Source organism: Paraburkholderia ribeironis (genome assembly GCF_900019265.1).
Taxonomy (GTDB): Bacteria; Pseudomonadota; Gammaproteobacteria; order Burkholderiales; family Burkholderiaceae; genus Paraburkholderia; species Paraburkholderia ribeironis.
In genome coordinates, this window is record NZ_CYGX02000019.1 from 1 (window position 1) to 23,519 (window position 23,519).

Annotated in this window: 20 protein-coding genes and 1 pseudogene; 15 read left to right on the forward strand and 6 right to left on the reverse strand. The window is 63.9% G+C overall.

Going from position 1 to position 23,519, the window contains the following annotated elements; genetic code table 11:
• Positions 1 to 16: 16 nt before the first annotated feature.
• A pseudogene (locus BN2475_RS09400) lies at positions 17 to 448 on the forward strand (allantoicase); the annotation flags it as partial.
• Positions 445 to 957 carry an ureidoglycolate lyase gene (locus BN2475_RS09405; RefSeq protein WP_094779265.1) on the forward strand — a complete coding sequence of 171 codons (513 nt, stop codon included), beginning with the start codon at positions 445 to 447 and terminating at the stop codon, positions 955 to 957. The pseudogene BN2475_RS09400 and the gene BN2475_RS09405, both read left to right, overlap by 4 nt.
• A gap of 415 nt (positions 958 to 1,372) precedes the next feature.
• Here BN2475_RS09405 and BN2475_RS09410 read toward each other — a convergent pair whose 3' ends face one another.
• Both BN2475_RS09410 and uraH read right to left on the reverse strand, forming a co-directional pair.
• Entirely contained in the window at positions 1,373 to 2,566 is a 1,194-nt protein-coding gene (locus BN2475_RS09410; RefSeq protein ID WP_094779266.1) for a urate hydroxylase PuuD, read from the reverse strand.
• A gap of 207 nt (positions 2,567 to 2,773) precedes the next feature.
• Entirely contained in the window at positions 2,774 to 3,127 is a 354-nt protein-coding gene (uraH, locus tag BN2475_RS09415) for a hydroxyisourate hydrolase (protein WP_094779267.1), read from the reverse strand.
• 701 nt (positions 3,128 to 3,828) lie between these two features.
• On the opposite strand from uraH, the gene BN2475_RS09420 reads away from it, so the two are divergent.
• The gene (locus BN2475_RS09420) at positions 3,829 to 5,199 is read left to right on the forward strand and encodes an 8-oxoguanine deaminase (RefSeq protein ID WP_094779465.1); all 1,371 of its coding nucleotides are present in this window, start codon (positions 3,829 to 3,831) and stop codon (positions 5,197 to 5,199) included.
• 144 nt (positions 5,200 to 5,343) lie between these two features.
• Here BN2475_RS09420 and BN2475_RS09425 read toward each other — a convergent pair whose 3' ends face one another.
• Positions 5,344 to 6,276: a LysR substrate-binding domain-containing protein gene (locus BN2475_RS09425; protein WP_073428085.1), complete on the reverse strand. Its 933-nt coding sequence runs from the start codon at positions 6,274 to 6,276 to the stop codon at positions 5,344 to 5,346.
• A 250-nt stretch (positions 6,277 to 6,526) separates the two neighbouring features.
• On the opposite strand from BN2475_RS09425, the gene BN2475_RS09430 reads away from it, so the two are divergent.
• From BN2475_RS09430 to BN2475_RS09445, 4 genes are all read left to right on the forward strand, one after another.
• Complete coding sequence (locus tag BN2475_RS09430) at positions 6,527 to 8,227, forward strand: ATP-binding cassette domain-containing protein (RefSeq protein ID WP_174641909.1); 1,701 nt, start codon at positions 6,527 to 6,529, stop codon at positions 8,225 to 8,227.
• Positions 8,228 to 8,302: 75 nt separating this feature from the next.
• Positions 8,303 to 9,409 carry an ABC transporter permease gene (locus tag BN2475_RS09435; RefSeq protein ID WP_094779268.1) on the forward strand — a complete coding sequence of 369 codons (1,107 nt, stop codon included), beginning with the start codon at positions 8,303 to 8,305 and terminating at the stop codon, positions 9,407 to 9,409.
• 42 nt (positions 9,410 to 9,451) lie between these two features.
• The gene (locus BN2475_RS09440) at positions 9,452 to 10,381 is read left to right on the forward strand and encodes an ABC transporter permease (RefSeq protein WP_094779269.1); all 930 of its coding nucleotides are present in this window, start codon (positions 9,452 to 9,454) and stop codon (positions 10,379 to 10,381) included.
• 75 nt (positions 10,382 to 10,456) lie between these two features.
• A complete protein-coding gene (locus BN2475_RS09445; protein WP_094779270.1) occupies positions 10,457 to 11,551 on the forward strand; it encodes a BMP family ABC transporter substrate-binding protein in 1,095 nt (364 codons plus the stop codon).
• A gap of 175 nt (positions 11,552 to 11,726) precedes the next feature.
• Here the strand turns inward: BN2475_RS09445 and BN2475_RS09450 are convergent, their stop codons facing one another.
• Complete coding sequence (locus BN2475_RS09450) at positions 11,727 to 11,933, reverse strand: dodecin (RefSeq protein WP_094779271.1); 207 nt, start codon at positions 11,931 to 11,933, stop codon at positions 11,727 to 11,729.
• A gap of 207 nt (positions 11,934 to 12,140) precedes the next feature.
• On the opposite strand from BN2475_RS09450, the gene BN2475_RS09455 reads away from it, so the two are divergent.
• The 4 genes from BN2475_RS09455 (at position 12,141) to BN2475_RS09470 (ending at position 16,901) form a co-directional block, all read left to right on the forward strand.
• A complete protein-coding gene (locus BN2475_RS09455; RefSeq protein ID WP_094779272.1) occupies positions 12,141 to 13,076 on the forward strand; it encodes an NAD(P)-dependent oxidoreductase in 936 nt (311 codons plus the stop codon).
• An 83-nt stretch (positions 13,077 to 13,159) separates the two neighbouring features.
• A complete protein-coding gene (locus BN2475_RS09460; protein ID WP_094779273.1) occupies positions 13,160 to 14,752 on the forward strand; it encodes an ABC-F family ATPase in 1,593 nt (530 codons plus the stop codon).
• A gap of 220 nt (positions 14,753 to 14,972) precedes the next feature.
• The gene (locus BN2475_RS09465) at positions 14,973 to 16,163 is read left to right on the forward strand and encodes an NAD(P)H-dependent flavin oxidoreductase (protein WP_094779274.1); all 1,191 of its coding nucleotides are present in this window, start codon (positions 14,973 to 14,975) and stop codon (positions 16,161 to 16,163) included.
• A 69-nt stretch (positions 16,164 to 16,232) separates the two neighbouring features.
• Positions 16,233 to 16,901, forward strand: coding sequence for an OmpW/AlkL family protein (locus BN2475_RS09470; protein ID WP_094779275.1), 669 nt, complete (start codon positions 16,233 to 16,235; stop codon positions 16,899 to 16,901).
• 162 nt (positions 16,902 to 17,063) lie between these two features.
• Here BN2475_RS09470 and BN2475_RS09475 read toward each other — a convergent pair whose 3' ends face one another.
• Together BN2475_RS09475 and BN2475_RS09480 are read right to left on the reverse strand one after the other, a co-directional pair.
• On the reverse strand, positions 17,064 to 17,267 hold the full coding sequence (locus BN2475_RS09475) for a DUF1289 domain-containing protein (RefSeq protein WP_094779467.1): 204 nt from the start codon (positions 17,265 to 17,267) through the stop codon (positions 17,064 to 17,066).
• Positions 17,268 to 17,455: 188 nt separating this feature from the next.
• Positions 17,456 to 18,760: an Nramp family divalent metal transporter gene (locus tag BN2475_RS09480; RefSeq protein ID WP_094779276.1), complete on the reverse strand. Its 1,305-nt coding sequence runs from the start codon at positions 18,758 to 18,760 to the stop codon at positions 17,456 to 17,458.
• A 621-nt stretch (positions 18,761 to 19,381) separates the two neighbouring features.
• On the opposite strand from BN2475_RS09480, the gene BN2475_RS09490 reads away from it, so the two are divergent.
• The 4 genes from BN2475_RS09490 (at position 19,382) to BN2475_RS09505 (ending at position 23,487) form a co-directional block, all read left to right on the forward strand.
• On the forward strand, positions 19,382 to 20,482 hold the full coding sequence (locus BN2475_RS09490; protein ID WP_094779278.1) for a polyamine ABC transporter substrate-binding protein: 1,101 nt from the start codon (positions 19,382 to 19,384) through the stop codon (positions 20,480 to 20,482).
• A 91-nt stretch (positions 20,483 to 20,573) separates the two neighbouring features.
• A complete protein-coding gene (locus BN2475_RS09495) occupies positions 20,574 to 21,743 on the forward strand; it encodes an ABC transporter ATP-binding protein (protein ID WP_162494327.1) in 1,170 nt (389 codons plus the stop codon).
• Positions 21,740 to 22,669 carry an ABC transporter permease subunit gene (locus BN2475_RS09500; RefSeq protein WP_094779279.1) on the forward strand — a complete coding sequence of 310 codons (930 nt, stop codon included), beginning with the start codon at positions 21,740 to 21,742 and terminating at the stop codon, positions 22,667 to 22,669. Before BN2475_RS09495 ends, BN2475_RS09500 begins: the two co-directional genes overlap by 4 nt.
• Positions 22,669 to 23,487: an ABC transporter permease subunit gene (locus tag BN2475_RS09505; protein ID WP_094779280.1), complete on the forward strand. Its 819-nt coding sequence runs from the start codon at positions 22,669 to 22,671 to the stop codon at positions 23,485 to 23,487. The genes BN2475_RS09500 and BN2475_RS09505 overlap by 1 nt, the downstream gene beginning before the upstream one ends.
• Positions 23,488 to 23,519: the final 32 nt, after the last annotated feature.

Below are 23,519 nucleotides of genomic sequence, written 5' to 3' on the forward strand. Positions count from 1 at the left end.
TTAATCAGCGCTTCCCTATCTGGTCGCGGCGAACAATCAGCACTTCGGCGCGGCGTCGACGCTGCTGATGCCGGGCCGCGGTGTGAACATGGGCGATGGTTGGGAAACGCGCCGCCGTCGCGAGCCGGGCAACGACTGGGCGATTATCGCGCTGGCGCAGCCGGGCGTGATCAGGAAGATCGAAGTCGACACGGCTCACTTCAAGGGCAACTATCCGGACCGCTGCTCGATCCAGGCCGCGTATGTGACGGGCGGCACAGACAGTTCGCTCGTCACGCAGGCGATGTTCTGGCCGGTGCTGCTCGGCGAACAGAAGCTGGAGATGGACAAGCAGCATGTCTTCGAAAACGGGATCGCGGCGCTTGGGCCCGTCACGCACGTACGCTTCAACATCATTCCGGACGGCGGCGTGTCGCGTCTGCGTCTGTGGGGCACGCTCGCATCATGAAAGCGCTCGCGATCGAACCACTGACCAAACAAGCGTTCGCCGCGTTCGGCGACGTGATCGAACTCGCAGGCGCGAAGCAGATTCCGATCAACCTCGGCACGACGATCCGCTATCACGATCTCGCGAAGGTCGACGTCGCCGACCAGCACGGCCGCACGCTCGTGAACCTGTTTCGCGGGCAGCCGCGCACGCTGCCGTTCGAAGTGAAGATGCTCGAGCGTCATCCGCTTGGCAGCCAGGCGTTCGTGCCGTTGAACGACAAGCCGTATCTGGTCGTGGTGGCGCCGCCGGGCGAACTGGACCCGGCGAAGATTCGCGCCTTCGTGACGAGCGGCTGGCAGGGCGTCAACTATGCGAAGGGTGTGTGGCACCATCCGCTGATCGCGTTGGGCGACGTGAGCGACTTCATCGTCGTCGATCGCGGCGGCGATGGGCCCAACCTCGACGAACAGGATCTGGCCGAGTCGTTATGGCTGACTGAAGATGCGTTGAGCGCGGTGGCGGTTTGAGATTGGCCGCTTCGGTGTAGCGACCGGTCGATCGGAAAAGGGCCCATGGCATGCCGTGGGCTTTTTGCCGTAGCGCTCGCGAAACAGCGTGGCGACGTTCTTGCCCAGCACCTGAACGTCGAGCCTCATGAGTTCGCGTCCGGGCTGCGCTGTTCAGCGAGGGCATCGATTTCGGCGATTTCTGCCCTCATTGAGCCCTTGAGACACAAAATGCCGCCTCCGAATTGTGCCTCATGGGCTACATTTCAAGCGAATTTACCTGTTTTGTAGCCTTTGAGCTACAAAAGATGGTCGCTAGCCTGAAACCACCCCGCCAAAAGGGCACAAAAAAAACGGGCTTGCCGCTTGCGCGAAAAGCCCGCTTCAGAGTTGCACGTCAATGGCCAAGCCGACCGTCACGGCCGGTGCTGCGCGCTCACTTCACTGCGCCACCTTCGAACCATGCGGCGATCTTCATGCGCTCGTCGTCGGTCATATGCGTGACGTTGCCGAGCGGCATCGCCTTCAACGTCACGGCCTGCTGATAGATCCGCTGTGCGTTCTGCGAGATTTCGTCTGGCGTATCCAGCAGCACGCCGGCCGGCGCGCTGCCCATCATCGTCGGATGCGCGGAGTGGCACGCCACGCAGCGCTGCTGCAGCACCGGTGCAATGTCGGCCACTTTGATCGACGGCGCGTTCGCCGCTTGCGCTTGCGACACGACCGCCTTCGGCATGGTCCAGAAGAGCGCGCAGAACATCAGCGCAATGCCCGCGAGCGGCAGATACCACAACACCTGGCCGCGGTGGCGCATCACGAAGAACTGGCGAATCAGCGCACCAGCCAGCATGATGATCAGGAGTACGGCCCAGTTGTACGGATGCGTATAGGTCATCGCATAGTGGTTCGACAGCATCGCGAACACGACCGGCAACGTGAAATACGTGTTGTGCACCGAACGTTGCTTGCCGCGCTTGCCGTAGATCGGGTTCGGCGTGTTGCCCTTGAGCATCGCATCGACCATCTTGCGCTGGCCCGGAATGATGACGAAGAACACGTTGGCCGACATGATCGTCGCCAGCATCGCACCCATGATCAGGTAGGCCGCGCGGCCCGCGAAGATATGGCAGGCGAGCCACGCCGCGATCAGCACGTACACACCGACGCAGATGCCGAGCACCTTGTCGCGGTTGCCGAGCAGGCGGCACAGCGAGTCGTACACGATCCAGCCTGCCGCGAGGAAGCCGAGCGCCGACGCGACGGCCACCACCGGGCCCATGTCGAGCACGTTCCTGTCGATCAGATACGTGGTCGGCGAGAACAGGTACAGCACGGTGAACAGAGCAAAGCCCGACAGCCACGTGGTGTACGACGGCCATTTCGACCAGTGCAGGTCCTCCGGCATTTCCGGCGGCGCGACGGTGTACTTCTGCATGTTGTAGAAACCGCCGCCGTGCACGTGCCACAGTTCGCCGAACACGCCGCGCTTGCGCTGGTTCGGATCCTGCGGCGGTGTCAGGCTGTTGTCGAGCGCGACGAAATAGAACGACTCGCCGATCCATGCGATCGCGGCGATGACGTGGAACCAGCGAATCGCCAGGTTCAACCAGTCGGTGATAAAGCCTTCCATGAAACTCCTCCACTTCTGATTCGTTGTATGCGCGATGACGTTCGCGCCGCAGCGGCCCGGCTACCCAGCGGCTCGTGAGCTGGCACGAGGGTCACTGCACTGAGCGCGGGGGCGCGGGGGGCGCAGGGCGAGGGACGCGCTGCGTCCAGTTCCCACGGCGTCGTTCTTTTTGGATCTCAGGTTCGGGTAGGTCCTCGCGGACGTCTCCTAGCTGCCGCGATACGTGCTGTACGACCACGGCGACACCAGCAGCGGCACGTGATAGTGGGCAGCGGCATCGGCCACGCCGAAGCGCAACACCACGCGATCGACGAAGCGCGGCTCAGGCACTTTCGTGCCAATCGATGCGAAGTAGTCGCCGGCGCTGAACACGAGCTCGTATTCGCCCGCGACGAGCGCGTCGCCTTCGAGCAGCGGCTCGTCGCAGCGGCCGTCGTCATTGGTGGTGGTGGTTTTGAGCGCGCGCCGCGTGTCGCCGGCGAGCGCGAAGAGTTCGATCTTGATGCCCGCACCGGGACGGCCGTTCGCGGTGTCGAGCACGTGGGTAGTGAGCTTTCCCATTCGCAATTTTCCTTATGTGAATGCGAGGTGTCGGCGGCAGCCCGATCCAGATACGTGTGCGGCGGATCGAGGCTCCACGTCAGTGGCTACATACCCGTCGGCGAATTGAAACGAGCGCCGTGGCAGCCATTGTAAAAAGCTTGTCCAGCTCAGCGCACGAGAGATAGGAAAGATAATAGCTGGCGCATGACGGACAGCCTGGTGAAAGCCACAGCGAGTCGATTCGTTCGACTGTTGCAACGTCTGTGTCCCCGCCGGACGATCGTACTGGCGTCAAAAAAGGTCCACTATATCGGCAGCGTGAAGTTGGGTATCGCGTTGGCGCGAGTTGTCAGCGTTATTTTGACCGTCGAAGGTTACGCCTGTGCGCCGCAGCCGCCACGAGCCGGACCCGGCCCACGCACGGCACGCGCCCCGAAGGAAGTCCCCTTGGGGGGCGCCCCGAAGGAAGTCCTCTCGGGGGATATCCCGAAGACGGCGAAAAACGCTGGGTAACCGGGCCAATTGCGTTCGACGGACGCGGCGGCACGGTTGGCGTGCCGTCACATCGTGTTCGAACGACTTTGCGCGGAAGCATTGAAGCGGAGAAACGGATGACGATGGAGCAGGCGGCGCAACAACCGACGCAAGGACCGGCGCAACAACCGGCGCAAGGACCGGCGCAACAATTGGCGCAACAGGCAGATAAGCCGAAGAAAACGATGCTGGTCCAGCACGCGGACGTGCTGGTCCAGCACGCGGACGTGCTGGTCACGATGGACGGCGCGCGGCGTGAATTGCGCGACGGCGGTCTGTATATCGAGGGCAACCGCATCGTCGCGGTCGGACCCACGGCGCAGTTGCCGCAAACAGCCGACGAGGTGCTGGACATGCGCGGCCAACTGGTGATCCCAGGCCTCGTGAACACGCATCATCACATGTATCAGAGCCTGACGCGTGCGGTGCCCGCCGCGCAGAACGCCGAGCTGTTCGGCTGGCTGACCAGCCTCTACAGGGTGTGGGCGAACCTCACGCCGGAGATGATCGAAGTCTCCACGCTGACGGCGATGGCCGAGCTGTTGCTATCGGGATGCACGACGTCGAGCGACCATCTGTATATCTATCCGAACGGCAGCCGGCTCGATGACAGCATCGCCGCGGCCCGGCGGATCGGCATGCGTTTTCATGCGGCGCGCGGCAGCATGAGCGTCGGGCGGAAAGACGGCGGCTTGCCGCCGGATTCGGTGGTCGAGCGCGAAGCGGACATCCTGAAGGACACCCAGCGTCTGATCGAAACGTATCACGACGATGGGCGTTACGCGATGCTGCGCGTGGTGGTGGCGCCTTGCTCGCCGTTCTCGGTGAGCCGCGACCTGATGCGCGAATCGGCGCGGATGGCGCGACAGTTTGGCGTGTCGCTGCATACGCACCTCGCGGAGAACGCCAACGACATCGCGTACAGTCGCGAAAAGTTCGGCATGACGCCGGCCGAGTATGTGGAAGATCTGGGCTGGGTCGGCCACGATGTGTGGCACGCGCACTGCGTGCAACTCGACGACGCGGGGATCGACCTGTTCGCGCGTACCGGCACCGGCGTCGCGCACTGTCCGTGTTCGAACATGCGGCTCGCGTCGGGCATCGCGCCGGTCGGGCGCATGCGGCGCGCGGGTGTGCCGGTGGGGCTGGGCGTCGATGGTTCGGCGTCGAACGACGGCGCTCAGATGATTGCCGAAGTGCGTCAGGCGCTGCTGTTGCAGCGGGTCGGCTTCGGGCCCGACGCGATGACGGCGCGCGACGCATTGGAAATCGCGACCTTGGGCGGCGCGCAGGTGCTCAACCGCGACGACATCGGCGCACTCGCGCCTGGCATGGCGGCGGACTTCGTGTCGTTCGATTTGCGTCAGCCGCTCTTTGCCGGCGCGCTGCACGATCCGGTCGCGGCTCTGGTATTCTGCGCGCCGTCGCAGGTGAGCTACAGCGTGATTGGCGGCAAGGTGGTCGTGAAGGACGGACAGCTCACGACGCTCGATCTCGGACCGGTGATCGAACGGCACAACCGGCTGGCGAAGACGCTCTACGAAGCGGCGGCGTGACCCGGGAAAACGACGCGGGGAAATGGCGAGAGGAAAACGAAGAGAGGAAAACGGCGCAGAGAGGAAAACGAAGAGAGCAGGGTCATCAACGCCCACCGCCATGCACCACACGGCTGCCGATTCGATAACCCGCGCAACGACGCGTCAAGGCTTGTCGATCAACGTCCTGGTCGCTTCAGCGACGAGGCCGCGCAGCCAGCGCACTTCATCGGAGTAGTGCACGCGCTCGTGCCACAGCTGGTAATACTGCATCGGCGGGAAATCGAGCGGCGCGGGCACCACGGTGAGCGGCAGGAACTTTGCGTAGTAGTCGGCAAAGAGGCGCGTCGTCGTGAAGATCAGATCGGACTTGATCAGCACGTACGGCGCCAGATTGAAGTAGGGCAGTGTGACGACCACATGACGCTTGAGCCGCTCACGCGCGAGATGCACGTCGATCGCGCCGCGTTGGCCCACCGAATAGGGAGTCGGCGCGAGATGCGGGGCATTCAGATACTGGTCGAGCGTGAGGCCGCCGCGTTTGGCGAACGGATGCGCGTTGCTCATCAGGCAGACGATCTGATCGACGAACAGGTTCGACAGATGCAGTTGCTCCGGCGGCTCCGGCCAGTTGCCGACCACGATGTCGAGCTTGCCGTCCTCGAGCGCGAGTTCGTAGTCGAACGCCGGGCCGAGCGAGTGAAATTCGAGCGTCGCGTTCGGCGCGGCCTGGCGAAAGCGTTCGACCACGGTCGGCACGAACAGCACGTTCAGATAATCCGGGCAGCCGATCCGGTAGCAGCGGATCGAAGTGGCTGGATCGAAGTTGTGTTGCTGGAACTTGATGCGTTCGATTTCGCGCAGCGCGTTCTGCACCGGTTCGAGCAGGCGCAGGCCATATTCGGTCGGCACCATGCCGGATTTGCCGCGCACCAGCAGCGGGTCGCCGGTGATGTCGCGCAAGCGGCGCAGCGCCGCGCTGATCGCAGGTTGCGACTGATTCAGCTTGACCGCTGCGCGCGTGACGCTGCGTTCCATCAACAGCGTGTGCAGGACGCGCAGTAGGTACGTATCGATCGCCTCGCGTTGCTGACTCATGACTTCTCCGAAATATATGGGCTGGCTGATCGAACGGGGGTGGAGATATATGGCTTTTAGTATGGACGAAAAACGGCGTCAAGCGTGGCGTACCCGCAGAGCGTGCTGTGGCGCGGGTTTGCGGGAATTTTGGCGGCTCGACTGAGCGGGTCGAATTGGGTATTGTCATCCGGTTGTGGTGACGGATCGTCCGCCGGCAAGGTGGACAGACGCGTCGTAACCGGCGGTCACTGACGTACTACGGAATCACATGAGCGACTCTTCCTATAGCGACGGCGCCGCCGCGCAGCCGGCAAACGGGCCGACAGACAAGCCGACCAGCGGGCCGACAGACAAGCCGACAAACGGGCCGACAAACGGGCCGACAAGCGGGCCGACAAACCGGCCGGAACAGACGGCGCCCCGGCTGGTGCTCCAGGGCATCACCAAACAGTATCCGGCCGTGCGAGCCAACGACGACGTCACGCTGGTCGTCGCGCCGGGTGAGATCCATGCGGTGCTCGGCGAAAACGGCGCCGGCAAAAGCACGCTGATGAAGATCATCTACGGCGCGGTGCGGCCCGACGCCGGTGAGATCCACTGGGAAGGCCAGGCGGTCGAGATCGCGAGCCCGGCCGCGGCGCGCAAGCTCGGCATCGGCATGGTGTTCCAGCATTTTTCGCTGTTCGAGACGCTCACCGTCGGCGAGAACATCGCGCTCGCGCTCGACGAACCGTTCGATCTGAAGACGCTCTCCAAACGGATTCGCGAAGTCTCGGCCGACTACGGTCTCGATATCGATCCGCAGCGGCACGTGCATAGCCTGACGGTGGGCGAGCGGCAACGCGTCGAGATCGTGCGCTGCCTGTTGCAGAATCCGCGCCTGCTGATCATGGACGAACCGACTTCGGTGCTGACGCCGCAAGCGGTGCGCAAGCTGTTCGCGACGCTGCGCCGGCTGGCCGCCGAAGGTTGCAGCATTCTCTACATCAGCCACAAGCTCGACGAAATCCAGGAGTTGTGCGACACCGCCACGGTGATGCGCGGCGGCCGCGTGACCGGCCACGTGAAGCCGAAGGGCGAAACCCACGCGTCGCTCGCGCAATTGATGGTCGGCCATTCGCTGCCCGACTACACGCGGCGCGAACACAATCCGGGCGCCGTGCTGCTCGACGTGAAGCAGTTGTCGGTGCAGAGCGACGACCCGTTCGGCACGTCGCTCGAGAACGTGTCCTTCAGCGTGCATGCCGGCGAGATCTTCGGTATTGCCGGCGTGTCGGGCAACGGCCAGGCGGAACTGCTGGCGGCGCTATCTGGCGAAAAGCAGGGTGAAAAGCGGCGCGGCGTGCGCACCGACGCGGTCACGATCTGCGGCAAGGCGGCTGGGCGCCTCGGCGCGGGCGGCCGACGCGCGCTCGGTTTCGGCTTCGTGCCGGAAGAGCGTCTGGGCCGCGGCGCGGTGCCGGCGATGACGCTGGCGGAAAATGCGTTGCTCACCGCGCATCGTCAGCAGATGGTGAGCTCGGGCTGGATCAAGGCCGGCGCGATGCGCGCGTTCGCGAAGCGCTGCATCGACGCGTTCGACGTGCGCTGCGGCGGCCCGGAAGCGCTCGCGCAAAGTCTTTCGGGTGGCAATCTGCAGAAATACATCGTGGGCCGCGAGATGCTGCAGGCACCCAAGGTGCTGGTGGTCGCGCAGCCCACATGGGGCGTCGACGTCGGCGCGTCGGCGTTCATCCGCCAGCAGCTGCTCGATCTGTCGGCGCGCGGCGTGGCGATTCTGGTGATCTCGGAGGAACTGGAAGAGCTATTCGACATCTGCGATCGCATCGCGGTGCTCGCCGGCGGTCGGCTTTCACCGGTGCGCGCCGTCGGGGCGACCAACGCCGAGGAGATCGGCCGCTGGATGGCGGGCCTGTTCGGCGGCCGCGAGGGCGCGGCGCCATCGGCGGAACAGCCGGCGCATGCCTGATCGCGCGAGGCTCGCCGCCCGGCTCGATCAACGGAACCCGAACCCGGTCAATCACCAATAAATCAAACGCTACCCATGATGCTTCCCTATCGACTCGAAGCCCGCACGACGCCTTCGCGCACGATGCAGCTCGCCGTGCCGCTGGTCGCCGCGTTGCTCACGCTCGTCATCGGCTTCCTGATTTTCAGCCTCGTGGGCCGCGATCCGCTGCAGGCGATGCACGCGTTTTTCATCGAACCGCTGTCCAGCGTGAACGGCTGGACCGAACTGCTGCTGAAGGCGTCGCCGTTGTGCCTGATCGGACTCGGTCTCGCGATCGGCTATCGCGCCAACGTCTGGAACATCGGCGCCGAAGGCCAGATGCTGCTCGGCGGCATCGCCGCCAGCGGTGTCGCGATCTATTTCGATCAGGCCACCGGCTGGTGGATCCTGCCGACCATGATGATGGCCGGCGTGCTCGGTGGCATGGCGTGGGCGGCGATCCCCGCGCTGCTGAAGAGCCGCTTCAACACCAACGAGATTCTGGTCAGCCTGATGCTCACGTATGTCGCCACGCAACTGCTGATCTATCTGGTGAGCGGTCCGTGGCGTGATCCGCAGGGCATGAATTTTCCGCTCTCGGAAATGTTCAGCGGCGACGCGCTCTATCCGACGCTATACGGCGACTGGCACTGGAAATGGCTGCGCGGCACGCGGCTGAATGCATCGGTGTTCATCACGCTGATCGCGATTCCGCTCGTGTGGCTCTTCATGCGCAAGAGCTTCGCCGGCTACCGGATGAACGTCGGCGGTCTCGCGCCGCTCGCCGCGCGCTATGCCGGCTTCTCCGCCAAGAAGACCATCTGGACCTCGCTGCTGATCAGCGGCGGCCTCGCGGGTCTCGCCGGCATGGGCGAGATCGCCGGCCCGATCGGCCAGTTGCAGGCGACGTGGTCGCCGGGCTACGGCTTCACCGCAATCATCGTCGTGTTCGTCGGGCGGCTGCATCCGCTCGGCATCGTGCTCGCGAGTCTGCTGATGGCGCTGCTATATCTCGGCGGCGAAGCGGTGCAGACCTCGATGCAATTGCCGCAGGCACTGTCCGGCGTGTTTCAGGGGCTGCTGCTGTTCTGCCTGCTGGGCGCCGACCTGTTCGTGAACTACCGGGTGCGCCGTCGAACGCTCGCCGCCACGGCTCACTGATTGGCCTACCGACACGCTCACTGATTTCGCCGCCGGATTTCCATGGATATTCAACAAGCCAGCGCGCTCACTTCGAGCGCCATCACCGCCGCGATCCCGCTGATGTTCGCGGGCGCGGGCGAACTCGTCGCCGAGAAATCGGGCGTTCTGAACCTCGGCGTCGAAGGCATGATGCTGATGGGCGCCGTGACCGGTTACGCGGTCACGTCGATCAGCGGCAGCCCGTGGCTCGGCCTGCTCGCCGCGATCGGCGCGGGTCTCGCGATGTCGCTGCTGTTCGCGTTTCTGACGTTGACCATGCTCGCCAACCAGGTCGCCACCGGCCTGTCGCTGACGATCTTCGGCATCGGCCTGTCGGCGTATGTCGGCAAGCCGTACACGTCCGCCGCGGTGCGCGCGACCATCGACACTTGGGTCATTCCCGGCCTCTCGAAGATTCCCGTGCTCGGCACTGCACTCTTCAGCCTGACGCCGCTCGATTACCTCGCGTTCGTGATGTTCGCGGTGATCGGCTGGTTCCTGTACCGCACGCGTGCTGGACTCGTGCTGCGCTCGGTCGGCGAATCGCCGCAAGTCGCGCATTCGGTCGGCTTTCCGGTGGTCGGCGTGCGCTACGGCGCGGTGGCTTTCGGCGGCGGCATGGCCGGGCTCGCGGGCGGGTATTATTCGATCGTCAATCTGCACCTGTGGCAGGAAAACCTGACCTCGGGACGCGGCTGGATCGCGCTCGCGCTGGTCGTGTTCGCGACGTGGCGGCCAGGGCGCCTGTTGATCGGCGCGCTGCTGTTCGGCGCGGTGACCGGCCTGCAGTTCTACGCGCAGGCGATCGGCGTGCCGGTGCCGACGCAATTCCTCGCGATGCTGCCGTATGTCGCGACGATCGTCGTGCTGGTGCTGATCTCGCGCAATCCGAACACGATCCGTCTGAATGCACCCGCATCGCTCGGCAAGCCGTTTTTCTCGGCGGGCTGATCGACCACCCGCCGGCCAGATCTCGACCGCACAAAACACGTTTCAACCATTCGCTCAACACCACAGGACTACAACATGAAGAGAAGAAATCTGCTGACCGCATTCGCCTGGGGCGCGGCGTCGCTGGCGCTCGCCGCGCCGCTCGCGCAAACTGCGCAGGCCGCCGACGTGCCGGGCGTCGCATTCGTCTATCTCGGCAATCCGGGCGATGCCGGCTGGACCTTCGCACACGACCAGGGTTCGCGGGAAGCGGAAGCGAAGTTCGGCAACCGGATCAAGATCACCCGCGTCGAGAACGTGCCGGAATCGGCCGACTCGGAGCGCGTGTTCCGCGACCTGGCGAACAAGGGCAACAAGATCATCTTCGGCACGAGCTTCGGCTATCAGGACTTCCAGCTGAAGGTCGCGAAGGATTTCCCGGATACGGTGTTCCTGCACGCGACCGGCTACAAGAAGGCGCCGAATTTCGGCACCTACGACGTGCGCATGTACCAGGGCGCGTATCTGGCCGGCGTCGCCGCGGGCCGCGTGACGAAGACCAACACGCTCGGTTTCGTCGCATCGGTGCCGATTCCGGAAGTGGTCCGCAACATCAATGCGTACACGCTCGGCGCGCGTTCGGTGAATCCGAAGGTGCACACCAAGGTTATCTGGATCAACAGCTGGTTCGATCCGGGCAAGGAAAAGCAGGCGGCCGAAACGCTGATCGGCCAGGGCGCCGACGTGCTGCTGCAAAACACGGATTCGAGCGCGACGCTCGCGACCGCGTCGGAGAAACACGTGCACGCGTTCGGCTGGGATTCGGACATGAAGAAGTTCGGTCCTGAGGCGCACCTCGGTTCGGTGGTTGCGCACTGGGGCGTGTATTACACGGCGGTGATCCAGCAGGTGCTCGACGGCAAATGGACGAACGCTCCGGTGTGGTGGGGCATTCCGCAGAAGGCTGTCAACCTCGAGAACCTGAACACGTCGGTCATTTCAGCTGACGCGCAGAAGCAGGTCGCGGCCAGGCGCGACGAACTGGCGAGCGGCAAGTGGGACGTGTTCACCGGCCCGATCAAGGATCAGTCCGGCGCGGTGAAGGTGCCGGCCGGCAAGACGCTGACCGATCCGGAACTGCAGCGTCTGAACTGGTATGTGGAAGGCGTCGACGGTGCGCTGCCGAAGTAAGGTGGAGACCGGCCAGCGCTGAACGGTTCATGAACGACCAGGCGGCGGCCTCAGCAACCGCTGCTTTGAGGAGCTGCGTCCAGTTCTGGACGCAGCTTTTTTTTCGCCTGCGAATCCGGCGCTGACGTGTCGACCTGTTGACCTGTTGGTCTGTCGACGCGCGCTGGACCGTGCGTCAGTCGATTCGCAAGCCGACCTTGATGGTCACCTGCCAGTAGGCGACCTTGTCGTTTTCGATCTGGCCTCGCGTTTCCGTGACTTCAAACCAGTGCAGATTGTGCAACGTCTTCGACGCTTTGGCGATCGCGGTGCTGATGGCGTCATCGATCGATTTGCTCGACGAGCCGGTCAGTTCGATCTGTTTATAGACGTGGTCTGACATGAACTTCCTCCTGTGGTCTTCGTTGATGTTCAAAGAGTATAGGCAACGGGGCACGCCGATACTGCCCATTAGCTGCCCATTAGCTGCCCATCACCTGCCCATCACACCAGCGACTGCTGTCGCACATCGCGTGCCCGGTATGCCGTGACGACGCGCGGCCGTTATCATGTCCGCGAAACTCAATCCGATAGCCGACGAGGTTCGAAAGTGGAAATTGGTTTTTGCGGTCCCGGCCTGATGGGCGCGCCGATGATCCGGCATCTGCTGCGCGCCGGGCATACGGTGCATGTGTGGAATCGGACGCGGGCCAAGGCCGAGGCGCTGGTGGCCGACGGCGCGAGCGTGGTCGATACGCCGCGCGAGCTGGCCGGACGCTGCGAGGCAGTGCTGCTGTGCGTGGCCGACGCGGCGGCGGTCGAGCAGACCGTATTTGGTCCAGCAGGTTTGCTGGGGGCCGCTGCGGCAGCGCCGGACCGGCTGCGCTGGATCGTCGATCACTCGAGCATTGCGCCAGCCGCGACGCGTGCGTTCGCGCAGCGCGCGGCGGCCGGAGCCGTCGAGAGCGCGGCCGGTGGCGCCGCTGGGGGCGCCGCACGCGTGGGCTGGATCGATGCGCCGGTGTCGGGTGGCGTAGCCGGCGCGAACGCCGGCACGCTGGCGGTGATGGCGGGCGGTGCAGCAACCGACATCGATGCCGTCAGGCCGTTGCTCGGCGCGTACGCCGCGCGCATCACGCACATGGGCGAAGTCGGCGCGGGGCAAACCGCCAAGCTGTGCAATCAGACCATCGTCACCGCGACGCTGGCGGCGATTGCCGAGGCGGTAAGTCTTGCTCAGCGCAGCGGTCTCGATGCCGCGAAACTGACCGAGGGGCTCGCCGGCGGCTGGGCCGACTCCGTGCTGCTGCAGATTTTCGTGCCGCGCATGACGCAGACCGGCCTCGCGCCGATCGGTGCGTTGCGCACGTTCCAGAAGGACATCGATACGGTCGCGGCAACTGCCTACGAGACCGGCACGCCGATGCCGGTGTCGTCGACGGTGCAGCAACTGCTGCGGCTGGGCGCGGCGATGGGGCTCGCCGAAGCCGACCTGTCGGCCTTCATCGACGTTTTGCAGACGCCGCGCGAGGTTCGCAGCCGGTAGAGCGGAGGCTGCGTGGGTTGAAATCACGATAACCTGCTAAAATGTTTGGTTTTTCGCCGATATCACCTTCAAAGGGACGCGCCGTGCTGTCTACCGCCAATATCACCATGCAATTCGGGCCAAAGCCCCTCTTCGAGAACATTTCGGTCAAATTCGGGGAAGGGAACCGCTATGGCCTGATCGGTGCGAACGGCTGCGGTAAATCCACCTTCATGAAGATTCTCGGTTCCGACCTGGAGCCGAGCTCGGGCAATGTGATGCTCGAGCCGAACATTCGCCTCGGCAAGCTGCGCCAGGATCAGTTCGCGTATGAAGATGTGCGCGTGCTCGACGTCGTGATGATGGGCCACACCGAAATGTGGGCCGCGATGACCGAGCGCGACGCGATCTACGCCAACCCCGAGGCTTCCGACGACGACTACATGCACGCCGCCGAACTCGAAGCGAAATTCGCCGAGTACGACGGCTATACCGCTGAAGCGCGGGCGGGCGAACTGCTGCTCGGCATCGGCATCGCGATCGAAGACCACAACGGGCCGATGAGCAACGTCGCGCCGGGCTGGAAGCTGCGCGTGCTGCTCGCGCAGGCGCTGTTCTCGAAGCCGGACGTGCTGCTGCTCGACGAGCCGACCAACAACCTCGACATCAACTCGATCCGTTGGCTGGAAGACGTGCTCAACCAGTACAACTCGACGATGATCATCATCTCGCACGACCGGCACTTCCTGAACCAGGTCTGCACGCACATGGCCGATATGGACTACGGCACGCTGAAGGTCTATCCGGGCAACTACGACGACTACATGCTGGCCAGCACGCAGGCGCGCGAGCGTCAGCAGGCCGCCAACGCGAAGGCGAAGGAACGTGTCGCCGACCTGCAGGACTTCGTGCGCCGCTTCTCGGCGAACAAGTCGAAGGCGCGCCAGGCCACCAGCCGTCTGAAGATGATCGACAAGATCAAGATCGAGGAATTCAAGCCGTCGTCGCGGCAGAACCCGTTCATCCGCTTCGAGTTCGAGAAGAAGCTGCACAACATCGCGGTGGTCGCGCAAGACATCTCGAAGAAATACGATCGCACGATCTTCAACGACTTCAACATCAGCGTGCAGCCGGGCGAGCGGATCGCGATCATCGGCGAGAACGGCGCGGGCAAGACCACGCTGCTGCGCTCGCTGCTCGGCAATCTGCAGCTCGACCATGGCACGGTGAAGTGGGCGGAAAACGCGAACATCGGCTACATGCCGCAGGACACGTACGAAGAGTTTCCGGGCGACGTCACGCTGATGGAGTGGATCGACGGCTACCGCAAGGAAGGCGACGACGAGCAGATGGTGCGTGGCACGCTCGGCCGCCTGCTGTTCAATGCCGACGACATCCGCAAGTCGGTCAAGGTGCTCTCCGGCGGCGAGAAGGGCCGCATGATCTGGGGCAAGCTGATGCTGGGCCGCCACAACGTGCTGCTGATGGACGAGCCGACCAATCACATGGACATGGAGTCGATCGAGTCGCTGCAGATCGCGCTCGACAAGTTCGAAGGCACGCTGATTTTCGTGTCCCACGACCGCGAGTTCGTGAGCGGTCTGGCCAATCGCGTCATCGAAGTGAAGACCAATGGCACGCTGAATGACTTCGGCGGCAACTATGAGGACTTCCTGGTGAGCCAGGGCGTGCAGTAAGCGTATCGACGCGACGCACGCGCGATTCGCGTCAGAGAGAACCGCCAGGCCCGCTTCGTCGAAGCGGGCTTTTTTCATCGCGTGCAGACGCGCAAGCTGACCGGCATCAACCAAACGATACGCGCGCCCAGTTCATCGATCAGCGCATTGACCTGCCGCAAAGCAGGCCTCGCCCGACCAACGATTATCGATGGTTTGATAATTTGTCATCGGGCCAGTCATGCTCAACTCTCATTCCTTCCCGCCGCTGGTGATCCGCGGCCGCTCGTTGCTGCCGATCGTGCAAGGCGGCATGGGTGTCGGTGTCTCGGCCCATCGGCTGGCCGGCAGCGTCGCCCGCGAGGGGGCGCTCGGCACCATCGCCAGTATCGACCTGCGCCATCACCACCACGACCTCGTCGAGCGCTGCCGCCAGTCGCCCGACACCGCGACGCTCGAACAGGCGAACCTCACCGCGCTGGCGCGCGAAATCCACCTGGCCAGAATGCTCAGCGAAGGCCGTGGCATGCTCGCCGTCAACGTGATGAAAGCGGTCAGCGCGCAAGCCGACTATGTCCGCGTGGCCTGCGAGAGCGGCGCCGACGCGATCGTGATGGGCGCGGGCCTGCCACTCGATCTGCCGGACATGACCCAGGGCCACGACATCGCGCTGATTCCGATTCTGTCCGATAGCCGCGGCGTCGCGCTGGTGCTGAAGAAGTGGCTGAAGAAAGGGCGCTTGCCGGATGCCGTCGTGATCGAACATCCGGCCCATGCGGGCGGCCATCTCGGGGTCGGCAACCTCGCCGACATGCATGATCGGCGTTTCGATTTTTTGCGCATCCTCGAAGAACTCGAGACGGTGTTCGCGTCGCTCAGCCTGAATCGTCAGGATGTGCCGGTGATCTTGGCGGGCGGCATCAACAGTCACGATGCGGTGCGCGAACTGCTGAGCGCCGGCGCGAACGGCGTGCAACTGGGCACGCCGTTCGCCGTGACCGAAGAAGGCGATGCGCATCCGAACTTCAAGCGCGTGCTGGCCGAAGCGACACCCGAGGACATCGTCGAGTTCGTCAGCGTGACGGGACTGCCTGCGCGTGCGGTGAAAACGCCGTGGCTGATGCGCTATCTGCGCCACGAAACGAAAATCCGCGCGAAGCTCGGCGTGCTCAAACACGCATGCCCGACCGCGCTCGAATGCCTCAGCGCATGCGGCTGGCGCGACGGCATCGAGAAGTTCGGCCACTTCTGCATCGACACCCGGCTCGCAGCGGCCTTGCGCGGCGATGTGGCCAACGGTCTGTTCTTCCGTGGCCGCGAAGCGTTGCCGTTCGGCGCAGCCATTCGCAGCGTGCACGATCTGCTCGAACTGTTGCTGACGGGCGCGACGCGACCCGCTGTCGCAGGACGATGGGCATACTCGCTGGGTTGATGCTGCTCAACGCGCGTCCTGGCGAGAACTTCGACAATGTCCTGAGGATAACAAAACAAAGGGAAGGACATGAAGTACTCCTACAGAAACAAAAACAGGAGCAGGATCAGGACCGCTGTTATCGCATCGAGCCTGCTATGCGCTGCCGTGCTGGCGCCGTCGGCACAGGCCGCCGGCGACGATACGCTGAGCGGCATTCACGCCGGCGATGTGCTGGTGCGCCTGCGCGCGATCAGCATCATGCCGAACGTGCAGACCACCGGGACGCTGTCGGCGCTCAACGTAGGCGTCAACAACGCGATCGTGCCCGAGCTGGATCTGACCTACATGATCCGCGACGAGCTCGGCATCGAGCTGATACTCGGCACGTCGCGCCATCAGTTGACGTCGAGTCTCGGCGGTCTCGGTGGCGTAAACGTGCTGCCGCCCACGTTGCTGCTGCAATATCACTTCAACCATGCGGGACGCATCCGGCCGTATCTCGGCGTGGGTCTGAACTACACGCTGTTCTACAACAACGGCCTGAACGCGGGCGGCCAGCCGATCTCGATTTCGAATCACAGCTTCGGCCCCGCGCTGCAGGCGGGCGTGGACGTGCAGGTCACGCGCTCGCTGTTCGTCAATGCGGACATCAAGAAGGTCTGGATGCACACGGACGCGTCGCTTGGTGGCCAGTCGCTCGGCCGGCTGAGCATCGATCCGGTGATCGTCGGAGTGGGTGTGGGTATGCGGTTCTGATTCGGCGCGCGAAGAGCCGCGTTTGCTGGAATCGCGATAAAAAACGCTGGGGCATCCCAGCGTCTTTTATGGTCGGCACGCGGTTTGGCCACGCGCTTTGTTATGTGCTTCACGTGCTTCACGTGCTTCGTGATGCCGCGATCACAACGGCGTGACGCGAGACTAGAGCCTGTCGTTCTGGAAGCGCATCGCGGTGCCTTCCTGCTCGATGCGCAGCCACACGGCGCGCTTTTCCTCGTCGCTCAGGAACACCCAGTTGGACACTTCGGTCGCGGTGCGGCCGCAGCCTTTGCACACTTCGTCGAAGAGCGTGGAGCACACGCCGATGCACGGACTATCGGGAAGATCGTGGAGATTCGAAGCCATCGGAAACCCTGGAGCGAAAAAGCGAAGTTCCGCTATGTTATCCGATGCGCGGCGCGCGCCTTGCACATCGATCAAACCGGACCGGGCTCACACCCACCCGTGCGGCGAATGCCGGCGAGCCGCTTCACCGTTTCCGCTTCACCGTTTCCACTTCACCGCTTCATGCGCACGCGGACCACCACGCCGGGCTACCCACCGAACGCCAGTTGCCACAGCAGCGCCCCGTTCAGCACGATGATAAACGCCGCCGACAGCCACGCCAGCGCAAGCGGCACGCCGCGCACGCGCCAGTCGCGCATCAGGCCGGCGTCCGATGCGTAGCGAATCAACGGCACGACCGCGAGCGGCAATTGCAGGCTCAGCACCACCTGGCTTGCCACCAGCAACTGATTCGAGCCGTGCTGGCCGAACAGCGCGACTGCGAGCAGTGCCGGTCCGATCGCGAGCGCGCGGGTGAGCAGCGCGCGCTTCCAGCGTGGCAGCCGGATCTGCAGAAAGCCTTCCATGACCGCCTGACCCGCGAGCGTACCGGTGACGGTCGCACTCAGCCCGCACGCGAGCAGCGCTGCCGCGAACAGGATGCTGGCCCAGTGCGTGCCGACGAGCGGCGCGATCAGGCGGTGGGCGTCGGCGAGATCGGTCACGTCGCGATGGCCGCTGGCATAGAACACCGCCGCGGCGACGATCAGCAGCGCCGCGTTGATCACAAAGGCAAACGAGAGCGACGCGAACGTATCGATATTGACGACCTGTAGCGCGGCCTTGATCTGCGCGTCGCTGCGTTCGGGCGCGTGCTGTCTGACGAGCGACGAGTGCAGGTAAAGGTTATGCGGCATGACCGTCGCGCCGACGATGCCCGCCGCCAGCCACACCATGCCCGCGTTCCTCAGCAGCTCGACGCTCGGCGCGGTGCCGGCCAGCGCGGCGTGCCAGTCGGGCCGCGCGAGCGCCAGCTGGACCACGAAGCACAGGCCGACGAAGCCGATCAGCCCCGCGACCACCGCTTCGAGCTTGCGGCCGCCTTTCTGCTGAAGCGCGAGCAGCGCGAAGGTGCACACCGCCGACATCAGCACGCCGACCGTCAACGACACGCCGAGCAGCAGTTGCAACGCGACCGCGCTGCCGACCACCTCGGCGACGTCGCAGGCGATGATCGCGACTTCGCTGGTCAGCCACAGGAAGAGCGTGCCACGCCGGCCGGTGCGCTCACGACAGATCTGCGCCAGATCGCGCCCGGTCACCACGCCCAGCCGCGACGACAGCCATTGCAGCAGCATCGCCATCAGGCTCGACAGCAGCACGATGCCGAGCAGGCGATAGCCGTAGCCCGCCCCGGCGCCGAGCGCGGTCGCCCAGTTGCCCGGGTCGATATAGCCGACTGCGATCAGCGCGCCCGCGCCGAGCAACGAAAACCAGTGCGGCGGACCTGCCGGCCCGCTGCCCGGCAAGCGCCGGCGGCGATTCGGTCGCAGCGCGAATGGATTGGTGTTCATCGGTGCCCGAGGTCGAAGACTGCATCGTTTCGCAAGCCACGTGCCCGCTGTGCATACAGCGGGCCGCGCGTTGGCCCGCAGGCGGCGCGCGACGAGCGCCGCGCCGTGCGTCGGTGCGCCAGCAGCTATCCAGCAGCTATCCAACAGCAGCTATCCAGCGGCTATTGTGCACCGTCAGCCGCCGGCCGGCTCGCGCGCTCGCGGGGTACACCTCGCGCCGCGCGCCGATTCGCATGAAAGCCGACGAAACGGGCCTGCCGCCGCCAACCGCGTTGCACCTCGCGCCGCGCTCCGACTCGCATGAAAGCCGGCGAAACAGGCCTGCCGCCGCCACCCGCATACTGGCGAAATGCGCCAGTACCGCGTCGACTTGACAGCCTGACGACGACACGGTCGCCGCCGGGGTTTTTTTCAGGTAGACATGCGCCGATAACCCGCTAAAATTGCGCCCATTTTCCAATGGTGCGGCCCGCGCTGTACCGTTTGCGCGACAACCCGGCATTTTTTTTGGAGCGCGCAATAATTAATGGTAGTTTTCGGGGTTTTCAGGGGAGCCGTGGGCGCGAAGCTGCGGCGTCAGTGACGACGGTCGGCGCGAGCCGGTTACGAGCGGAGAACGGGATGAAAAAACGGATAGTGGGACAAATGGCGGCGCTGATCCTGTGCGCGACGCCGTGGTTGACGGCCGCTGCGAAGGATACGCAGCTGAATGTGTATAACTGGTCCGATTACATCGCCAAGGACACCATCCCGAACTTCACGAAGCAAAGCGGCGTCCAGGTCAAATACGACAACTACGACAGCGACGACACGCTGCAGGCGAAGCTGCTCACCGGCAACTCCGGTTACGACATCGTCGTGCCGACCAGCAACTACGCCGGCAAGCAGATCGCCGCGGGCATCTTCGAGCCGCTCGACAAGTCGAAGCTGCCGAACCTGAAGTACCTCGACCCGTCGCTGACGGCGCTGGTGGCCGGTGCCGATCCGGGCAACAAGTACACGGTGCCCTGGGCGTACGGCACGACCGGCCTCGGGTACAACGTCACCAAGGTCCAGCAGATCCTCGGCAAGAACGCGCCGCTCGATAGCTGGGACATCCTGTTCAAGCCAGAAAATATTTCGAAGCTGAAAGCCTGCGGCGTGTCCGTGCTCGACGCGCCGGACCAGATGTTCGCCGCCGCGCTGCACTACATGGGCAAGGATCCGATGAGCACGAACCCGGCCGACTACCGCGCCGCGCTCGAGATGATGAAAAAGATCCGCCCGTACATCACGCAGTTCAACTCGTCGGGCTATATCAACGACCTGGTCGGCGGCGACGTGTGCTTCGCTTACGGCTGGTCGGGCGACGTCGTGATCGCCAAGCATCGCGCGATCGAAGCGAAGAAGCCGTACAAGATCGAGTACTTCATTCCGAAGGGCGGCGCACCGGTCTGGTTCGACGTGATGGCGATTCCGAAGGACGCCAGGCACAAGGAAGCGGCGCTCGAGTGGATCAACTACATCGAAACGCCGCAGGTGCACGCCGCGATCACCAACGCCGTCTACTACCCGAGCACCAACGTCGAAGCGCGCAAGTACGTGGACAAGGACGTGGCGAACGATCCGGCCGTGTACCCGCCGCCAGAGGTCATCAAGACGCTGTTCCTGCTCAAGCCGCTGCCGCAGGAAATCCAGCGGCTGCAAACGCGGCTGTGGACTGAGTTCAAGTCCGGCCGCTGACCCGCGGCAAGAAGGAAGGGTCGGTATCATCATGAAGCCCCCGGTGTTTACCGGGGGCTTTGTTCGTCAAACGCTGGAGTGAAGCAGCATTATGATCAGTAGTGACCAGTCGGGCGCACTGGCGGCGACAGGCGCGCCGCACGCGGGCCTTGCCGCCGTTACGGATGACGCAGCGGACCATTTCGTCCAGATCGTCGACGTCGTGAAGAAGTTCGGCGAGACCGTGGCGGTCAAAGGAGTCAACCTGTCGGTGAAGAAGGGCGAGCTGTTCGCGCTGCTCGGTAGTTCCGGCTGCGGCAAGTCGACGTTGTTGCGCATGATGGCCGGCCTCGAGACCGTGACCTCGGGCCGCATCCTGATCGACGGCGAGGACCTCGCGCAATTGCCGCCGTACCGCCGGCCGGTCAACATGATGTTCCAGTCGTACGCGCTGTTTCCGCACATGACGGTCGAGGCGAACGTCGCCTTCGGTCTGAAGCAGGAGGGCGTGCCGAAGGCCGAACTGAACGAGCGCGTGCAGACCGCGCTCGAACTCGTGCAGATGGGCCGCTTCGCGAAGCGCAAGCCGCATCAGCTGTCGGGCGGGCAGCAGCAGCGCGTGGCGCTGGCGCGTTCGCTGGTCAAGCGGCCCAAGCTACTGCTGCTCGACGAACCGATGTCCGCGCTCGACAAGCAGATCCGTCAGCGCACCCAGATCGAGCTGCTCAACATCCTCGACAAGGTCGGCGTGACCTGCGTGATGGTCACGCACGATCAGGAAGAGGCGATGACGATGGCCGACCGCCTTGCCGTGATGAGCGAAGGCGAGATCGTCCAGATCGGCACGCCGAATGAAGTCTACGAGTATCCGAACAGCCGCTTTTCGGCGGAGTTCATCGGCTCGACCAATCTGTTCGAAGGCCATACGGTCGAAGACGAACCCGACTACGTGTTCATCGAAACGCCCGATCTGCCTTGCCGCCTGTACGTGAGCCATGGCATCACCGGTCCGCTCGGCATGCCGGTGACCATCTCGGTGCGGCCCGAGCGCATCGCGCTCACGCGCAAACCGCCGGAAGGCGCGTACAACTGGGGCAAGGGCGTCGTCACGAATATCGCCTACATGGGTGGCTATTCGCTGTATCACGTGAAGCTCGAAGCCGGCAAAACGGTGATCGCGAACGTGACGAGTCTCGCGTTGACCGAGATCGATCCGCCCACGTGGGGCGACGAAGTGTACGTGCGCTGGAGCGCCTCGGCCGGCGTGGTGTTGACGTCATGAAGCGCACGTTCACTGCCCTGATCGGCTGGCCGGTGCGGCGCTTCAGTCTGACTGGCCGCAGCGCGGTGGTCGCGGGGCCGTTCATCTGGCTGCTGCTGTTTTTCCTCGCGCCGTTCCTGCTGGTCGTGAAGATCAGCTTCGCCGATTCGCAGCTCGGCATTCCGCCGTACACGCGGCTCGTCACGCTCGCGGAAAACGCGATTCACATCACGCTCGACCTGTCGCATTACGCATTTCTGCTGACCGACAGCCTCTATTTCGCGACCTATGTGAATTCGCTGGTGGTTGCCGCGATCTCGACGCTGCTGTGTCTGCTGATCGGTTATCCGATGGCCTACTACATCGCGCGATCCAATCCGGCGAGCCGCAATCTGTTGATGATGGCCGTGATGCTGCCGTTCTGGACGTCGTTCCTGATTCGCGTCTACGCGTGGATCGGCATCCTGAAGAACAACGGCTTGCTGAACAACTTCCTGATGTCGATCGGCCTGATCCATTCGCCGATCGAGCTGTATCACACCAACACCGCGGTCTATATCGGCATGGTGTATTCATACCTGCCGTTTCTCGTGATGCCGCTGTACGCCCATCTCGTGAAGATGGACCTGACCTTGCTCGAAGCCGCGTACGACCTCGGCGCGAAACCGTGGAAAGCGTTCTGGCAGATCACGTTGCCGCTGTCGAAGAACGGCATCATCGCCGGCTGTCTGCTGGTGTTCATTCCGGCGGTGGGCGAGTACGTAATCCCCGAATTGCTGGGTGGCGCGAACACGCTGATGATCGGCCGCGTGATGTGGAATGAGTTCTTCGACAATGCCGACTGGCCGATGGCTTCCGCGGTGACGTGCGCAATGGTGTTGCTGTTGCTGGTGCCGATGGCGCTTTTCCAGCATGCGCAGGCCAAGGCGATGGAGGAAAGGCCCTGATGAAGCCCAACCGGATTTTGCAGTGTATCGCGCTCGCGATCGGGTTTCTGTTTCTGTATATACCGATCGCCAGTCTGGTGGTGTATTCGTTCAACGAATCGCAACTGGTCACGGTGTGGACGCGTTTTTCGACGCGCTGGTACGCGGCGTTGCTGCAGGACGACGAACTGATCGCGGCCGCGTGGTTGTCGTTGCGCATAGGGTTGCTGACGGCTTTCGCGTCGGTGGTGATCGGCACGTGGGCCGGTTTCGTGCTCGCACGGATGGGCCGGTTTCGCGGTTTCACGCTATATACCGGCATGATCAACGCGCCGCTGGTGATTCCCGAGGTGATCCAGGGAATCTCGCTGCTGCTCCTGTTCATCGAAATGGCCAAGTGGCTCGGCTGGCCGGCCGGGCGCGGCATTTTCACGATCTGGATCGGCCACGTGATGCTGTGCATTTCGTATGTCGCGATCATCGTGCAATCGCGTGTGAGGGAGTTGCATCCGTCGCTGGAAGAAGCGGCGCTCGATCTCGGCGCGACGCCGCTGCGCGTGTTCTTCTTCATTACGTTGCCGCTCATCTCGCAGGCGCTCGTGTCGGGCTGGCTGCTGTCGTTCACGCTGTCGATCGACGATCTGGTGCTGTCGGCGTTCCTGTCCGGTCCCGGTTCGACGACGCTGCCGCTGGTGGTGTTCTCGCGCGTGCGGCTCGGGTTGAATCCGGAAATGAATGCGCTCGCCACGCTGTTCATCGCGGTCGTGACGGTCGGCGTGGTGGCGGCCAACTACTTCATGCAGCGGGCGGAGCGCAAGCGGGTGATGATGGCGGTCTAGCGTGCGATGCGCTCGCGCGGCGCCTGCATGGC

What these genes read in the sequence shown, in the direction of transcription:
- BN2475_RS09405 (WP_094779265.1), top strand. Translation starts at nt 445, where the DNA reads ATGAAAGCGCTCGCGATCGAACCACTGACCAAACAAGCGTTCGCCGCG.
- BN2475_RS09410 (WP_094779266.1), bottom strand. Translation starts at nt 2,566, where the DNA reads ATGGAAGGCTTTATCACCGACTGGTTGAACCTGGCGATTCGCTGGTTC.
- uraH (WP_094779267.1), bottom strand. Translation starts at nt 3,127, where the DNA reads ATGGGAAAGCTCACTACCCACGTGCTCGACACCGCGAACGGCCGTCCC.
- BN2475_RS09420 (WP_094779465.1), top strand. Translation starts at nt 3,829, where the DNA reads ATGCTGGTCCAGCACGCGGACGTGCTGGTCCAGCACGCGGACGTGCTG.
- BN2475_RS09425 (WP_073428085.1), bottom strand. Translation starts at nt 6,276, where the DNA reads ATGAGTCAGCAACGCGAGGCGATCGATACGTACCTACTGCGCGTCCTG.
- BN2475_RS09430 (WP_174641909.1), top strand. Translation starts at nt 6,527, where the DNA reads ATGAGCGACTCTTCCTATAGCGACGGCGCCGCCGCGCAGCCGGCAAAC.
- BN2475_RS09435 (WP_094779268.1), top strand. Translation starts at nt 8,303, where the DNA reads ATGATGCTTCCCTATCGACTCGAAGCCCGCACGACGCCTTCGCGCACG.
- BN2475_RS09440 (WP_094779269.1), top strand. Translation starts at nt 9,452, where the DNA reads ATGGATATTCAACAAGCCAGCGCGCTCACTTCGAGCGCCATCACCGCC.
- BN2475_RS09445 (WP_094779270.1), top strand. Translation starts at nt 10,457, where the DNA reads ATGAAGAGAAGAAATCTGCTGACCGCATTCGCCTGGGGCGCGGCGTCG.
- BN2475_RS09450 (WP_094779271.1), bottom strand. Translation starts at nt 11,933, where the DNA reads ATGTCAGACCACGTCTATAAACAGATCGAACTGACCGGCTCGTCGAGC.
- BN2475_RS09465 (WP_094779274.1), top strand. Translation starts at nt 14,973, where the DNA reads ATGCTCAACTCTCATTCCTTCCCGCCGCTGGTGATCCGCGGCCGCTCG.
- BN2475_RS09470 (WP_094779275.1), top strand. Translation starts at nt 16,233, where the DNA reads ATGAAGTACTCCTACAGAAACAAAAACAGGAGCAGGATCAGGACCGCT.
- BN2475_RS09475 (WP_094779467.1), bottom strand. Translation starts at nt 17,267, where the DNA reads ATGGCTTCGAATCTCCACGATCTTCCCGATAGTCCGTGCATCGGCGTG.
- BN2475_RS09480 (WP_094779276.1), bottom strand. Translation starts at nt 18,760, where the DNA reads ATGAACACCAATCCATTCGCGCTGCGACCGAATCGCCGCCGGCGCTTG.
- BN2475_RS09490 (WP_094779278.1), top strand. Translation starts at nt 19,382, where the DNA reads ATGAAAAAACGGATAGTGGGACAAATGGCGGCGCTGATCCTGTGCGCG.
- BN2475_RS09495 (WP_162494327.1), top strand. Translation starts at nt 20,574, where the DNA reads ATGATCAGTAGTGACCAGTCGGGCGCACTGGCGGCGACAGGCGCGCCG.
- BN2475_RS09500 (WP_094779279.1), top strand. Translation starts at nt 21,740, where the DNA reads ATGAAGCGCACGTTCACTGCCCTGATCGGCTGGCCGGTGCGGCGCTTC.
- BN2475_RS09505 (WP_094779280.1), top strand. Translation starts at nt 22,669, where the DNA reads ATGAAGCCCAACCGGATTTTGCAGTGTATCGCGCTCGCGATCGGGTTT.